Source organism: Streptomyces sp. NBC_00045 (assembly GCF_045041095.1).
GTDB lineage: Bacteria > Actinomycetota > Actinomycetes > Streptomycetales > Streptomycetaceae > Streptomyces.
In genome coordinates, this window is the sequence record NZ_CP108271.1 from 180722 (window position 1) to 195301 (window position 14580).

Here is a 14580-nt window from a genome sequence, read left to right on the forward strand (position 1 = left end):
GAGGACCGTCGTGCGGCATATCCCCTGCGACTCCCCCGAACCCGCGCCACAGAATGCGACATGAGAGAGATTTGATGCGAGCAAGAATCGCCAAGACCGCGGTGGCCGCGCTGCTGGCCACCGGTCCTGCTGCCGTGATCACCGCCGCCACCGCCTCTGCCTCGGAGGACACCGGAACCACCATCTCGGCGGCGAGCGCTTCAGAACAGCAGGGAGAGCCTGCCTCCACCGAGACCGAGCTATCTCTTTCCGTTCGCGCTCCGGAACCGGGCAGGACGACGGCACCGCCCCCGGAACCGGGCAAGACGACGGCAGCGCCCCCGGAACCGGGCAAGACCACAGCAGCGCCCCCAAAGCCGAAGCCGGGCAAGACCACGGCAGCGCCCCCGAAGCCGGGCAAGACGACCCCAGCACCCCCGAAGCCGAAGCCGGGCAAGAGCTACGAGGGAACAGCGGACTTCTTCTCCAGCAATGGTGTGGCCGGGGCGTGTGGCCGGGCCATCAAAGACAGCGATTTCGTTGCCGCGCTCGACCCGACCATGTTCGGAACCGGAAACCCGGCCCCTCACTGCGGCAAGAAGGTCATAGTCACGTACAAGGGAAAGTCGATCGTCGCGACGGTCCTTGACGCCAGCCCGACCGCGCAAAAGCACGGCCTGGACCTGACGCCCGCCGCATTCAAGGCACTCGCCCCCCTCGACCAGGGGACGATCAACATCACCTGGCGTTTCGCGGAGTAGCCGGCTCGCCCGCCACCGGGGCGTCGCAGCCGCCTGAGAATGCAGGGCCAGTGAGCGTTTTCAACGAGGCCACTGATCGGGTGAGGCTGGCGGGATCGAGGTGAGGACCGCAACGCACAAGGCTCCCGTGCCGTTGGGGGAGGTGTTCGACGTCTCAACCCATCGGCACAGGAGTCCTGTTGGTTCCCCATCCTGCCGCACTCGACCTCCCTCACACCCTGGTCGAGTGGGTCACCATGCTCATCGTCACCCGTGAGGGTGGCCGGCGGTGCAAGCTCCCGCCGCTCGAATTGATCGATCCGGTTACCTCCCGGAATTCATCCCGCATTCTGGGCCGCGATTTTCCGCCCAATTACCCGCTTTTCTCATTCCAGCAGACCGGCCGCGGTCAATTCTGAAATGCAGGCGGCGACGTGATCGTGCGCCGCTTCGCCACCTGAACCCGAGCGGCGCCCGTACTCCACCGCAACGGCTGCCGCGTCGCGCCCGTCGCACAGCGAATAGATCAGCCACGACCGCGCATTGAGCCAGTGCATCGCGGCGGTGTCCGTGTTCACCACGAGCAGTTCCCCCCGCTCGGGCAGCGGTCGGGCCATCGCACGGGCGGTACGACGTACCACCGCCTTCCCGGTCACCGCGGGAGGTCGTACAGGGACCACGCCGGCCACCCCCGCGGGCGGCGTGATCCCTGAGTCCTCGTGGACCAGGTGCAGGGCGTCGAGCAGCCAGTGCAGGAACCGCCTGCCGTCGGCCGTGAGGCGGTCCTCCGGCAGGGCCAACACATATCCGGACAAGTAGCGGGCACGTTCCCAGCTCGTCCCGTAGGTGCCGTTGCGGGCCGCCTCCGTGCCCGGACTCACCTCGTCGACGACCTCGCCGGCCGGCGGGTCGCCGAACTCGGCCCGCAGCGTGTCGTCCGCGTGCCGGGCGGCCTCCTGAAACACCAGCATGTGGACGTAGAAGTGGAGTGCCACGAGCACCCGCACGAGGCGCCACGGCGTCTGCCGCCACGGGATCGGCACGGACAGGTCCGCGACGTGCGGATCCGCGTTGCGTAGGAGCGCGCCCGAGCGCAGTGCGTCGAAGAGCTTGAGGTGGACGCCCTCGTGCAGGAGGGTCTCCGCGGCCGTCCAGGGGTTCGTCAGCCGCTCCGGGGCCATCAGAATGGCAGACGGGAGGGGGTCGCCGCCCGAAAGGGACTGGAGTGGGCCGTCGACCGATTCCCCCCGGGTGAAGCCCACGACGGAGACGTGCCGCAGCACGCTCGGTCCGACCTGCGGGAGCAACCGTGTGAGCAGGTCAGCCCCGCGCGACAGCCGCCGGCACATGTCGGGCGTCGGGATGACCGGGTCCGCCGCCGGCCCGCCCTCGATGCTGCCGTCGTAGAGCCGGCGCAGCCGGGCCGACAGCTCGCCCGACACCCCGTCGGCCGGGCTCATTTCGGTCCACAGCCAGGCCGGCCCGTGCTCCGGCCACGGCCTCACGTGCGGGGTGGCCATCCGCTCGCACGGTCCCAGGCCGTCCTGGTCGAGGGGCAAGCGGGCGGCCAGGTCGGCCAGCCCCAGAGCGTCGGAACGGCCGTTCTCCAGCTTGACCATGTCGTCCTCGAACGCGTTGCGCAAGACCGGGTCGCCGAGGAGGGGAAGCAGCTCTTCGGGGCTCAGCAGGGAAAGCCGGCGCAACACCTCCTGATGGCGGGTCTCCATTTGCGCCATCAGCCGGAGGCCGAGGACGAAGCGGGCCACGTTGCGTTCCCCGATGGCACCGGAATCACCGAACCGGCCGTCGGCGACCAGCAAGGCGTCCACCTGGTCGACTCTTGTTCGGGAGGAATGACGTGAGGCTGCAAGCGACATCGAAGCACCGTCCAGGGAATCCGGAAAAAGGGATGGGGAGAGGAGCAAGACGGGAGGCGGACAGACAAGACGGACCGGGGGGCGCCCGGAACTGGCACCCCCCGTCCGGCTTCAAGCTCAGGCAGCGGCGGGGGTCGCCCAGTACGCGGGAACCCAGGCACGCTCCTCCGCCGCGTCCCGGCCCATCTGCGGGACGTTCTCGACCGCCAGCCACTTCTGCGCAATGGCCGGGAATTCGATTTCCAACTGCGGCATCAGACTCTCCTCTCGTCGGCTCCCCCTGGAGCCGCACCGCCAGGATCTCCGAAGGCGGTCCCGACCTTCCTGGGGCGGCTGTCCCGTAGTTGTCCCGTATCGGTCCCGGGCAGCTGGGTCCGCGTCGGAGGGCGACGCGAAAGAGCCGGCACTTGCACGGATGTGGTGCCTCGGTCGGGATCGCCGCGCGGTGCACGGTGTACTGCGCTCCGGCTCCTCCCTCCAGCTCCTCCCTCCGGCTTTCAGCCGGGGAAAACAGACGCCGGGCTTCCCGGTTCCCGGGGCGGGTGGAAGCGCGAAAGCCTGCTTGAGGGCTGTCCCGTAGTTGCTCTCCGGCAAGGGTTGAGCAGCCGCCCGAGTAGCCGAGTCCCCCACTTCGTCGAAGAGCGTCGAGGCCGACAAATGGGGCTCATCGCCCAGCCGTTGGCGGGAGCACTCCAAGAAGGGCATGAACGCGTCCAGCGACCGACGTCGATAGCCGGAGACTCGCTCTTGGCTCGGATCGTCTTGCGGTGTGCCCCGGGTGCCGGGCGATCCCCGGGATCGACCAGCCCCGGCGACGGAGTGCGTGAGCATCCACGTCTTTCTCCCAGATGAGCTCCAGGGCCCTTCAAACAGGCCGAACTCCGTGCGCACGCAGGCTCTACACGCCACGCCGACAAGGATCACGCAAAGGGTGGGGGTGGCCCGCGTTTGGGGTCGACCCGGGAGTAGTGCGCCCACTCGGTGAGAGGTGGAGGGCAGATCAATGTCCTGAGCGGCGGCGGGGTCCTCGACGTAGTCGAACTGGGGGTGGGCCTTGGGGTCGGTGACGGTGACGGTAGCGCCGAGGCCGTGGAGGGCCTGGGCGACGGCGAGGGCCGGGGAGTCGCGGATCTCGTCGGTCTCGGGCTTGAAGGGTGTGCCCCAGACGGTGATGCGCTTGCCTCGTAGGTCAACCGAGCCTCACCCGCCTCCAGTGAGGACATCCGACCCCCAAGGCCCCAGCTGCAGTTCGTGATGATCGTGTAGCAGAGTGGGGGCATGACTACGTACGAGACGATGCCGTACCACCTGGAGACCGAGCGGCTGATACTGCGGCCGTGGGCCGAGTCGGACGCCGCTGACTTCTGCGCCCTCCTGGCCGAACGCGGCAAGGGAACCCCCACCGTCGAGCGCATCCGCGCCGCCATCGCCGAGCTGCTCACCGCAACGGCATCTACGCGGATCGCCCTGTTGCCCATCCAACGCCGCAACGAAGGCGACTTCATCGGCTACTGCGGACTGATCATCGGCCGCTCCACCCTAGAAGAGCCTGAAATCGCGTATGAGCTCTTCCAACGCGTGCATGGACGTGGTTATGCCACCGAGGCAGCCAGCGCGGTGCTCGACGCCGCTGCTGCGACCGGACGGAAACGGCTCTGGTCGACCGTGGGCACGTGGAACACCGCCTCGCTCCGTGTTCTTGAAAAGCTTGGGTTCGAGCGGGATCACCTGTCTACGGAAGACAACGGTGAGGTGGTCTGGCTCACGCGTTCGTTGCTGTGACACGGGAGCGCACTTCCGGGCATTTCAAGTTCCCGTGATCGAGGGCACCCTCGCCGGGGGCCGAGCATGCTGGGATCTGCCGGCCCCCCAGATACGGCCACACCCGTATCCGCACCGGCCCCCAACGACGAGGAGGTGGTGCTGCCCTCGTGGCGGCCAAGCACGAGGAGGCGCGCTGGCCGCTTCGTCCCCGCAAGAATCTCGCCCGTGGAGCTGTTCCACGGCGAAGGGCTGTCACGGCGGACCTCGGTGAGGCCGTCCAGTTGGCGGGCCACGGCCTGGCCGTCGGCATCGATCGGCCAGGCCTTCCATCCCGCGACCGCGTCCATGACGGCGTGGGACTCGATCAGGTGCGTCGTTGAGGCGGCGCCCTCCCGGAAGATTCCGCCTTGGGAAACCACTTCGTCGGCCCCACGTTAGCGACCGCACCGACGCAGCCGCTGCCCCGAGGCGCCGCAGCAGTGTGCCGCGGCCCGCACCGCCCCCGACCACGTGCAGCAGCCCCCGGTGTTGACCGTGTCAGCGGTGAAAGCGTCGGACCGCCCGGGTTCCCGCGCATCAGCCCGACTGCAGCAAGGTCAGCGGCCTCCTGCGCATGTACAAGATCGAGCCGGACGAGATCGACAGGACGTTGCCGGCCGTCTGCATGCTCGTAGCGAGTCGGACCGCTGCGCCGGCCCGCCGACCCTTCCGGGTGAACAGCAGCGCCCGGTGCCCGTCGAGCTTCTGCTCGTACGCCGGGTCCCGCAGCACCCCAGGCGGCGGGATGCTCTCGGCAGCCTGCGCCGCATCGGCTCTACCGGGGGACGCAACGACACTCCAGGGCCTCCCTCCGCGCCTGCACCCGCACGCCCAGCCAGCCCCATCATGGGCCCCATGGCAGATCAAGAAGACCGCGACCCCGGCGTGTGGCTGGACAGCGGGGAACATCAGGTCGTGGTGCACGTCGGCGGTGAGATGGACATCGACCGGGCCCCGATGCTCTACGCCGCCCTGCACGCCGCGATCACCCAGACGGGCGGCCCGAACGAAGTCATCATCGACCTCTCAGAGCTCTCGTTCTGCGACTCCTCCGGCCTCAACGCCCTCATCCAAGCCCGGCACACCGCCGACGAACAGGGCCGACACATCAGCCTGCGCGACCCCCAGCCCCAGTTCCGGCGCCTGCTGGAAGTGACCGGCGCCGAAAACCTCTTCCCGATCACGGACACCTGACCCCGCCACCGTCGGACGGTGAGCAGCGCGAATCCCCCGACCGGCTTACACGGCGGGCAGCCCAGCCACGCCCGTGTCACGGTGGCAGGGCGACAAGAGGTCCACGCACGGCGGGGCCCGGCCGGTCGAAAGCCACCCCGGCCGGGCCTCGCTACGGACGCCGTGGCTCCGGCTCGGCGCCGCGAAGGATCCGGCCCGGCGACCGGCCCACGGGCCCGCGGCCGTGCCCCACAGCGGCCGGACACCGCACAGGCGAGGACGGCCGGCCCCGACTACTTCCACAAATGGAGATCCCCGTGCTCGAACGCAAGCGGCTCGACGGCCGGACCCAGGTCACCTTCGTCCTACCCGAGGACACCCCCGAGGGGCCGGTCAGCGTCGTCGGGGACTTCAACCACTGGAACCCCACCGCCCACCCCCTCAACCCCCAAAGCGACGGAACCCGAACCGCCACCGTCGCCCTCCCCGCCCACACCAGCCACGCCTTCCGCTACCTCGCCGCCGGCGACTACTGGTTCGACGACCCGACCGCCGACCACCACGACGGCACCAACAGCCACCTCAACACCTGACACGCAAGGATCGTCGCCGGCATCGAGAAGAAGCGAATTTCCTCGCGCTGTGCTGCCACTGCGCACTCAGCATCTCGACCAGCTACTCGTCGGCCGGGTTGCCGGCCGGACAGGGCATGGCGGCACGACTGAGGCAGCCGACGAGCAGAGATCTCTACTTGACCTCCGTACGGCAGCGGAACTCGTATCGGTCAGCAGGAAAGACGACATCGGCCGTGCACCGGTCCGTACCGCCAGTCAGAGCCAACGGCTCCCAGGACACGCCGCAGCTGAAATCTGACGCCATGGTCCGGCCGTCGTGGGGTTCGCCGAGCCATGGTCCAGGACGGACGGACTGCAGCAGAGCCAGGTCGATGCCGAGACCGCGGCCGGTGTTCTGGAAGCCCTGGCAAGCCTGGCTTCGCGTGCTGAGGCGAGCCGCATGGGTCTGTATTGCTGGTGGTCACTGTGACTCAGCGGGGTCAGTCTTCAAGCGTCGATAAGAGATGATCTCTGGCTACGAAGATCCTGCCAGAGCCATGAGGGCCCGGACGGGCTTGAGGCCGAGCCCTTCATGCGGCCGCAGCCGGTCGGGACGCGTCATGACCCACCGAAGTGGCCGCCGCGGTGGTGAAGTGCCGGGTCTGCGAGATACACCGGGCGCACACGTCGTGGGGTGCCCGACGGATCGCCCACGAACTGGCCCGTGAAGGGACCGCGGTCGTACCGCGGGCCCCGGTCCACCGAGTGCTGACCCGGCACGGCCTGATCCGTTCGCAGGATGTCCCGCCAACTCCTGTGAACACCTGGGAAGTTGACCCACCCGCCAGTAACATCCGACCGGCCAGTAGCACACCGCCCGAGCAGCCACCCCCGAAAGGGTCTCCTGCATGCGCTTGAGCTCCCGCGTCACCCCTGCCGCCCTCGCCGTGGCAGCACTCCTGCTCGGCGTCTTCCCCGCGCAGGCCCAGGCCCACCCCGACCGCGCCCGCGACCGGGTCACGGTCGGTGACCGTACCTTCATCGCCGACGGCCAAGGCCGCGCACTCCAGTGGCGCGGCTTCAACCTCGCCGACAAGAGCAGCCGAGGCACTAACGCGTTCGCCGACATCCACGAGAGCGACCTGAAAGACATGGCCGCCCGGGGCTTCAACCTTGCGCGCCTCGCGTTCTTCTGGGACGACCTCGAACCCAGCCCCGGGCACTACGACCGCGGCTACCTCGCCAAGATGCGCCGCATCCTCGACTGGGCCGACCGCTACCACATCAAGGTCATGCTCGACGCCCACCAGGACGTGTACGGCCCCCACTTCGGCTCCCGCGGCATCCCCGACTGGGCCACCCGCGACGAGGGGTTGCCGTTCTCGCCGATACCCGACGACTGGTTCTCCGAGTACTTCGAGCCCTCCGTGCAGACCGCCTTTGACCACCTGTACAAGGACACCGACCTCCGTGCCGCGCACGCTCGCATGTGGATGACGGTCGCCTCCGCCCTGGGCGGTCACCCGGCGCTGCTCGGCTACGACCTGATGAACGAGCCGTTCGCGAAGTTCCTCGAAGGCGAGGACCTCCCCGCCGCCGCGGCCCGCTTCGAGGCCACCGAGCTCACCGAACTGTGGAACCGCCTTGCCCGGGCGATCCGCCTGGTCGACCACAAGTCGTGGGTATTCGTTGAACCCACCGTCATCGTTGGTCTCGGGGTCCCAACCCGGATGGGACACATCGACGACCCGCACGCCGGCTACGCGCCGCACTTCTACGAGACCGCGATGGAAACCGGCGCCGACTACGACCCCAACGGCACCTTCATCACCGCATACGAGGCCGCGATCAGCGACTACCCGACCCGTAACCGCATGCCGGTGATCGTCGGGGAGTGGGGTGGCAACCCCTACGTTCCGCACGCGAGCCAGTTCGTCACCGACATGACGGCCTCCTTGGACCGCTTCTCCAGTGGCTGGACGTGGTGGCAGTGGTGCCGGGGCGGCGGCTACTGCTTCCTCGACCAGACCGGCGCCGCGAAGCCCAACGCCCAGCTACTCGTCCAGCCGTACGCGCAGGCCGTCGCGGGCGACCCGCTGGGGTTCGCGTACGACCCGGCTACACGCACCTACGCGCTTACCTTCCGCACCCGCGACAATGCCGAGGGGCCCACCCAGATCACCGTGCCCAGGGACACGTACCCAGGTGGCTACCGTGTAGACGTCCAAGGCAGCAAGGCCAGTTGGGACGACCACAGCCAGACCGTCACCGTACGTACCCACGGCAGGGCCGGAGCCACCTACAAGGTCACGATCAGCCCGAGGTAGCCCACGCGATGCGCTCGCGGGCTACGATCCGCGGCTCCGCAACAACGGAAGAAGCGCCTTCTACGCGGACGCGGCATCACGCACCGCATCGCCCGCAAAGGCATCGAGTACCATCGGCTCGACCGCCGCTGGTACACCATAGAACGGACCATGGCCTGGCTCTCGTTTCCTCGGTTTTGTGGCGAAGCTGGCCACAACGAGCAACTGAGTCCAGGCCCGCGCTCCCGCCGCATGCGGGAAGGGCATGCCGCAAGGTGACTCATTTACGCCGTACGCCTCATACCGGCCCGGAGAATCTCAGAAGCAACAAGCGGTGAAGGAACGTTCGGACTGCGGTGGTTGGATTCGCCGCTTCCGTACGGCGGTTCACCGACCCCCCAGTACGGCGAGAGGCTCCACGATGACAACGAACCGCGTCAGGCGCTACGCAGCCCGCGCGCTGACCATGACGATCGCGACCTGCGCAGTCGCGGCGGCGGCCACCCTTCCGGCGTCCGCCGCCGACCAGCCCACACGGCAGCAGCTCATGGCGGACTGCGCCTCGGGCGAAGGCAAGTGCTCCTTCAACTCGCCCCAGCTCGAAGAGGCGTACCTGGGCGAGTTCCGGCAGGTGTCGAACTCCCTCTTCAACTGCAGCACGTCTGACGCCACTCAGGCGATGACGTGGGACGACACGGTGGGATCCGCCGACTCCTTGGGCGTCTCCGTCACCGCAGGCGGCAAGATCGCGGGCATCGTGGACCTGAGCATAACCGCCAGTTACAGCCACAGTTGGTCGAGCTCTCACTCGGAGAGCAGCTCGCTCAACATGACGGTGAAGCCCGGCGAGGTGGGCTGGATCTCGCGCGCCCAGGTGATGCAGAAGGTCTCCGGCACCTGGCAGACCCACTACGACAGCCCCAAGTGGGGTCACTACTACTGGTACTTCCAGGACACCATCACCGGTCCGGTCCAGAACGGCACCGACGGCAAGAGCAATGCGGTCGTGGTGAAGAGCCGGAAGATGACCGCCTCGGAGAAGCGTTCTTGCTCCGAGGGATCCAGCAAGGGCGGCACGTTCGTTCAGGAACGCTGAGCGACCGCCCGCGTATGACCCCGGCCCCCCGTCCCGCCCGGGACGGGGGGCCGCTCCGAAGTCCCCGCCTCAGGCCCGGAGGATCGTGTTGACCGCGGCGGCCGTGGTGGGCCCGAAAGCATCGGGGCAGGCCACGCCCAGGCGCTCGGCCACGTCCCGCACGTGCAGGTCCACGGCGCTCTCGGCCAGCGTGGCCAGCGCGTCGACAGCCTCACGACCCCGTCGCCCGGCCACCGGGAGCAGTACCGCGGCCAGCAGCGCCGCGGGCCACCAGCCGGTGCCGATCGCGATCGCCGCGTACCCCCAGGCCCAGGCGGTCAGCCGGGCGGACGCCGCGAAACCGTCCCGAACCGTCTGGATGTCGCCGCGCAGCTCGCCGCCCGCCAGCGACCACGCGTACGGCCAGACTTCGGCAAGGTCCACGCCGTAGCGGCGGCGCACGCGATCCGCGGCGCCCGTCATCCGCTGGGCCGGCCAGGTGGGCTTCACCGGCCGTGTCCCGGAGATCCGGTCCCGCCGGGCCCGTCGCCGCTCGACGGCGGGGAAGCGCCGTACCGTGGTCACGCCCAGCAGCCGGTCCCGCGCCAGCGCCTGTCCGGCCTTGGTCACGGCACGCGCGAGGGCTGCGTCGGCACGGTCCCACCGCCAGGCCCGCCACCTGCTCAGGGCGGCGAGGTACCGCCAGGGGCGCTCCGGAAGCCGGCACCGTTCGACGAACCGGCCCGCCGAGGCCGCCAGCAGTCCGGCGACCGCAGCACCGAGCAGGGCCAGGGCCGCCATCACGAACAGACCGGCGGGCTCCTGGTTCGCCTCGTCCGTGGCGAGGGCCCGTACGTACGCCCGCAGGTACGCGAGGTCGAGGGCATGGCCGAACCGCTGGTGGTGCGCAAGGAGCAGACAGGCGACGAAGAGCAGTCCCGGCCCCAGCAGGATCGCCGCCCAGCGTTCGGCCGCCTTCTTCGACAACTCCTGCAGCAGCGTGGTCACGGCCGCCCGCGCCCCGACCCGTCGAGCGGTATCGCCTCCAACGGCCGGTCCGCCAGCGCGCACCGGCCCTGCTCGGCCTCGCCGCGCGTGCACCGCGACAGCGGGCAGACATGCGCCGATGTCGTCCCACCGGTACCGCTCTGTACACCGGGCAGTGCGCTGAACGCACGGTCCGGGCGGGTCAGTCCATGCACGCCCTGTGCCGCGAGCGCCCGCTCGATCGCGTCGAGAACCTGCCGCATCCGCGTGGGTGCGTAGTCGGCGGACGTGGCCAGGGCGACGGCCTCGTCGAGCAGGTCCTCGACGCCGGCCTCTTCCAGCAGGGCCACCAGCTGTCCGCCGCGGCCGTGTTCACGGCACAGGCGCTCCACTCGCTCGGCGAGCTCGACCAGGGCTTCTTGAGTGAGTGCGGGACTCGCGCGATACGCCACATCTCCACTCTAACGGCGGTAATTTGAGATGTCAGTCGCTCCGTGGATCGGTGGGTGGGACGTGCGCGCGCAGTTGCTGGAGAGCGTCCGGGCGAGGATCAGGGCCGCGGAGCGCAGCGAAGGCGGCGGGGACGTACTGTCCCGGGAGGCGCTGAGCGAGGCGGTCGGTCTGCTGTCCCATCGCCGCGCTCAGGACCTCGACCTGGAGGCCCTCGTCACGGCCGGGCTGCTGTTCTTCCACCGTGCGATGCGGCAGCGGCCCGAACGGCGACTGGTGGAGATGGTGGCCGCCGCGCAGTTGCTCGGCCCGGTCTACGCCAGTGCACCCCACCTGGTCCCCGGTCGCATCCGGGCGTTCTACGCCGGCGGCCAAGATCCGTGGGAGCACTTCTCGGCGGACACCGGCTTCACCACCGACCCCCACGTGTGGTGGGAGCTGCACAAGGATCCGACGCAGCGGTACCTCGCCTCGGACGACGACCGGGCCGGACGGGCCTACCTCTCGCTCGCGCTGGCACTGCTGCGGCTTGCCCGCCTGTCCGCCGGGCCGTCCCATCCGCTCCTGCCGCAGCTGCTGACCAGTACGGCGACCCTGCTCAGCCTGTACCGGGCGGCCACCGGCGACCTCGCCGTGTGCCGCGAGGCCGTCGAAGTGGGCCGGGCGGCCCTGCGCGAGCTGCCGCCCGGCGACCCGGCGCGCGGGCTCACCCTCGCCAACACCGGCCTGGCCGCCCTGGAACTGGCCCGGCGGCTGGAGGACCGGCCGGCCGCCGAGCTGGCGGTCCGCTGCTTCCGCGCGGCGCTCGCCCTGGGCGAGGACGAGGACGGCGGCCACGGCGTCAACCTCGGGGGCGCCCTGGCGGTCCTCGCCGGACTGGTGGACGACGAGGAGCCCCTGTTCGAGGCGGTGGCACTGTTCCACGCGGCGGCCGAGCGCGCCGGGGAGATCGCGGTGAACAACCTCGACGCGGCCTTGGGGATGCTCCTGCGCCGGCCCGAGCCGCTGCCGTACGAGCGGCTGGCCGCATTCTGTGCGACGACGCTGGACCACCCCGGCCCCGACCGGCCCGCCGACGTACCGCTGCTGCGCGTGCTGAGCGTCATCCGGCAGCAGCAGGCCGAGGAGCAGTCCGACCTGGCCGGGCTGCGCGAGTCCGTCGCCCTGTGCCGCCGGGTGCTGACCGTCTCCGACGACCCGGAGGCCCGCGGGGAGGCCGCCAACAACGCCTCCAGCGCCCTGCGTCTGCTCGCCCAGCGCACCCAGGACGTGCCCGCCGCCCGCGAGGCCATCGCGCTGGCCCGCACGGCACTCGACCACGCGGCGGTCGCCGAGCGGTTGGACGAACCCGTCGCCCGCGCCAACCTGGCCACGGCCTACAACGTGCTCTTCGAACTCACCGGGGACCTGGAAGCCCAGCGGGAGGCGGTGTACGCGAGCAGGAGCGCGGTCGAGGCCCTCGCCCCGGAGGAGCACGCCGAGCACGCCGGACTCGTCACCGCCCAGGCGATGATCCTGCACCGCTACGCCAGCCGGACGCACGATCCCGGGCTCCTGCGCGAGGCGCTGAACGCCCAGCGCCGCGTCGCCGCACTGCCGGACGTCCGGCGCCGTGTTGCCGCGCCGGCGGGCGTCCCGGCTCGCCGGGTCACCGTGCTCTGCGGTCTGATGTCCATGCTCACCGATGCGTGGGTGCTGGTCCCCGGAGAGCCCCTGAGCTCTCTGGAGGAGGCCGTGAGCGTGGGGGAGAGCACCCTGGCCCTGATGGCGCCGGGCGACCACGTGGAGTCCTTCGTCCTCAACGAGTTCGCCCGCGCCCAGCGGCTGCTGGGCCGTGCCGAGGCCGACCCCGGCCGGCTGCGCACGGCCGTCGCCTTAGCGGACCGGGCGCTGGCCCTCGGCGATCACGCCGTCCGGGCCGCCCTCGTCGCGGCAGAGATCGAACGCGCCCACGCGCTCGACCACCTGGCCGCCCTCGAAACCGACCCGGCGGCCGCCGGGGAGATGAGGGCGGCGGCCGCCGCCGGATTCGCCCGTGCCCGGGACAGCGAGGGCGGCCGGACCGACGTGCGCATGCTCGCGGCCCTGCGCCAACTGGATGCCACCGACATCACTGCGCCGGACGCCCTTGAGCACCTGGCGAAGACCGTCGACCTGCTGCGCCGGACCGTCACCTCGGGGCCGCTGTGGAACGACCGCGAACACGCCCTGCGCAGCTTCTCCCGGCTCACCGAACGCATCATCACCACCGGGCTGGCCGCCGACGACCCGGAGCGCCTGGTCACCCTGCTCGAACGCAGCCGGGGACTGCTGTCCGAGGACGCCATGGACATCCGGCGAGACCTGCACGACCTCGATCCCGAGCGCGCGAAGGAACTCCGCCTGATCGACGCACGGTTACGGGCCCTTGACGCACAGGACCGGGCCGCGGCCGCCGAGGACTTCGCACAGCGCCGCGCACTCGACCGCGAACTGGCCGCCGAACGCGCCCGCCTGACCGAACACTGGTCGCGGCTGCGCGGTGAGGAACCGGCGGACGACGCCCCCGACCTCACGGCACTCGCCGCCGACGGCCCGCTGGTCCTCGTCGCCTCCGTCCGCTCCGGCGGCTACGCCTTCCTCCTCACCGGCAACCCCACCCGGCCCGTGGAAGTCCTCGAACTCCCCGGCCTGGACCGCCGGTCGGCCGACGAGAGGGTCCTCACCTTCCTCACCGCCCGCCACTTCGCCACCTCGGACACCTATCCCCTGCGCGTGCGCCAGAGCGCGCAGGCCGAGGTGCGCGACACCCTCGCCTGGCTCTGGACGGCCGCCGCCGGGCCCGTCCTCGAAGCCCTCGGTCTCACCGGGACCCCGCAGAGCGGCCCCTGGCCCCGCCTGTGGTGGTGCCCGGTTGGGTTCCTCAGCTACCTGCCCTGGCACGCCGCAGGACCCCCGACCGGCGAGGGGGTGCTGGACCGGGCGGTCTCGTCGTACACCGCGAGCCTGCGCGCTCTGGCCTACATACGCCGCATGCCCGGCGCCCCCGCGCACCCCCGCACCCTGATCGTGGCCCAGCCGGAGGCGCCCGGTGCCTCCCCGCTGCGCGGTGTCACGGAGGAAGTGGCCGCCCTGCGGAACCTGTTGCCCGGTGCCACGCTCATCGCCGGGGCCGAGGCCACCAAGGAGGCCGTCCTCGCCGCGCTCGCCGACCACGACGCCGTGCACCTGGCCTGCCATGCCATGACCGACGTCCACTCCCCCGGCACCAGCCGCCTCCTGCTCGCCGACCACGAGAGCGCACCCCTGACCGTCGCCGAACTCGCCGCCCTGTACCTGCCCGGACGCCAGCTCGCCATGCTGTCCGCCTGCAGCACCTCCGAGATCAGCCCCGATCTGACCAACGAGGCCCTGCACCTGACCGGCGCCTTCCAGCTCGCCGGCTTCCGCCATGTCACCGGCGCGCTCTGGCCCGTCAGCGACGCCACCGCGGGCGAGGTCTCCCGCGCCTTCTACGCCCACCTCACAGCCTCCGGGGCCCGTCCGCCGCGCACCGACGAGGCCGCGTTCGCCCTCCATGCGGCGGTACGGGAACTGCGTGCCGCCTACCCCGCCACACCCACCATCTGGGCGTCGTACATCCACACGGGGGCCTGA

Annotated in this window: 12 protein-coding genes and 2 pseudogenes; 8 read left to right on the plus strand and 6 right to left on the minus strand. The window is 70.4% G+C overall.

The window, feature by feature from the left end:
• The first annotated feature begins 101 nt into the window (after positions 1-101).
• A complete protein-coding gene (locus OHA65_RS01050; protein WP_405760757.1) occupies positions 102-740 on the plus strand; it encodes an RlpA-like double-psi beta-barrel domain-containing protein in 639 nt (212 codons plus the stop codon).
• Positions 741-919: 179 nt separating this feature from the next.
• Positions 920-1024: pseudogene (locus tag OHA65_RS01055) on the plus strand (IS5/IS1182 family transposase); the annotation flags it as partial.
• 81 nt (positions 1025-1105) lie between these two features.
• Here OHA65_RS01055 and OHA65_RS01060 read toward each other — a convergent pair.
• The 3 genes and pseudogenes from OHA65_RS01060 to OHA65_RS01070 all read right to left on the minus strand — a co-directional run.
• Positions 1106-2548, minus strand: a complete 1443-nt coding sequence (locus OHA65_RS01060) for an aKG-HExxH-type peptide beta-hydroxylase (protein WP_327281144.1) — start codon at positions 2546-2548, stop codon at positions 1106-1108.
• A 165-nt stretch (positions 2549-2713) separates the two neighbouring features.
• Positions 2714-2851 (minus strand): hypothetical protein, encoded by a 138-nt coding sequence (locus OHA65_RS01065; protein WP_327281145.1) that lies wholly within the window; start codon positions 2849-2851, stop codon positions 2714-2716.
• Between the two features lie 837 nt (positions 2852-3688).
• Positions 3689-3769 (minus strand): annotated as a pseudogene (locus OHA65_RS01070) (hypothetical protein); the annotation flags it as partial.
• 105 nt (positions 3770-3874) lie between these two features.
• Between OHA65_RS01070 and OHA65_RS01075 the strand changes: the two are divergent.
• Positions 3875-4378, plus strand: a complete 504-nt coding sequence (locus OHA65_RS01075; RefSeq protein WP_327281146.1) for a GNAT family N-acetyltransferase — start codon at positions 3875-3877, stop codon at positions 4376-4378.
• 558 nt (positions 4379-4936) lie between these two features.
• On the opposite strand, the gene OHA65_RS01080 is transcribed toward OHA65_RS01075, so the two are convergent.
• Entirely contained in the window at positions 4937-5131 is a 195-nt protein-coding gene (locus OHA65_RS01080; RefSeq protein WP_328761127.1) for a hypothetical protein, read from the minus strand.
• 123 nt (positions 5132-5254) lie between these two features.
• On the opposite strand from OHA65_RS01080, the gene OHA65_RS01085 reads away from it, so the two are divergent.
• The 4 genes from OHA65_RS01085 (at position 5255) to OHA65_RS01100 (ending at position 9528) form a co-directional block, all read left to right on the plus strand.
• Positions 5255-5593, plus strand: a complete 339-nt coding sequence (locus tag OHA65_RS01085; RefSeq protein ID WP_327281148.1) for an STAS domain-containing protein — start codon at positions 5255-5257, stop codon at positions 5591-5593.
• 296 nt (positions 5594-5889) lie between these two features.
• The gene (locus OHA65_RS01090) at positions 5890-6165 is read left to right on the plus strand and encodes an isoamylase early set domain-containing protein (protein WP_328761129.1); all 276 of its coding nucleotides are present in this window, start codon (positions 5890-5892) and stop codon (positions 6163-6165) included.
• Positions 6166-7034: 869 nt separating this feature from the next.
• Positions 7035-8453 (plus strand): cellulase family glycosylhydrolase, encoded by a 1419-nt coding sequence (locus OHA65_RS01095; protein WP_327281150.1) that lies wholly within the window; start codon positions 7035-7037, stop codon positions 8451-8453.
• Between the two features lie 400 nt (positions 8454-8853).
• On the plus strand, positions 8854-9528 hold the full coding sequence (locus tag OHA65_RS01100; protein WP_405760764.1) for a hypothetical protein: 675 nt from the start codon (positions 8854-8856) through the stop codon (positions 9526-9528).
• Between the two features lie 69 nt (positions 9529-9597).
• On the opposite strand, the gene OHA65_RS01105 is transcribed toward OHA65_RS01100, so the two are convergent.
• On the minus strand, positions 9598-10515 hold the full coding sequence (locus OHA65_RS01105) for a hypothetical protein (RefSeq protein WP_405760767.1): 918 nt from the start codon (positions 10513-10515) through the stop codon (positions 9598-9600).
• Positions 10512-10946 (minus strand): hypothetical protein, encoded by a 435-nt coding sequence (locus tag OHA65_RS01110; protein WP_327281154.1) that lies wholly within the window; start codon positions 10944-10946, stop codon positions 10512-10514. Before OHA65_RS01110 ends, OHA65_RS01105 begins: the two co-directional genes overlap by 4 nt.
• A gap of 28 nt (positions 10947-10974) precedes the next feature.
• Here OHA65_RS01110 and OHA65_RS01115 point away from each other — a divergent pair, with 28 nt between their 5' ends.
• Complete coding sequence (locus OHA65_RS01115; RefSeq protein ID WP_405760771.1) at positions 10975-14580, plus strand: CHAT domain-containing protein; 3606 nt, start codon at positions 10975-10977, stop codon at positions 14578-14580.

Excerpts from the sequence above, each read along its gene's own strand:
- OHA65_RS01065 (WP_327281145.1), bottom strand. The coding sequence starts at position 2,851 with ATGCCGCAGTTGGAAATCGAATTCCCGGCCATTGCGCAGAAGTGGCTG.
- OHA65_RS01075 (WP_327281146.1), top strand. The coding sequence starts at position 3,875 with ATGACTACGTACGAGACGATGCCGTACCACCTGGAGACCGAGCGGCTG.
- OHA65_RS01115 (WP_405760771.1), top strand. The coding sequence starts at position 10,975 with ATGTCAGTCGCTCCGTGGATCGGTGGGTGGGACGTGCGCGCGCAGTTG.
- OHA65_RS01085 (WP_327281148.1), top strand. The coding sequence starts at position 5,255 with ATGGCAGATCAAGAAGACCGCGACCCCGGCGTGTGGCTGGACAGCGGG.
- OHA65_RS01095 (WP_327281150.1), top strand. The coding sequence starts at position 7,035 with ATGCGCTTGAGCTCCCGCGTCACCCCTGCCGCCCTCGCCGTGGCAGCA.
- OHA65_RS01100 (WP_405760764.1), top strand. The coding sequence starts at position 8,854 with ATGACAACGAACCGCGTCAGGCGCTACGCAGCCCGCGCGCTGACCATG.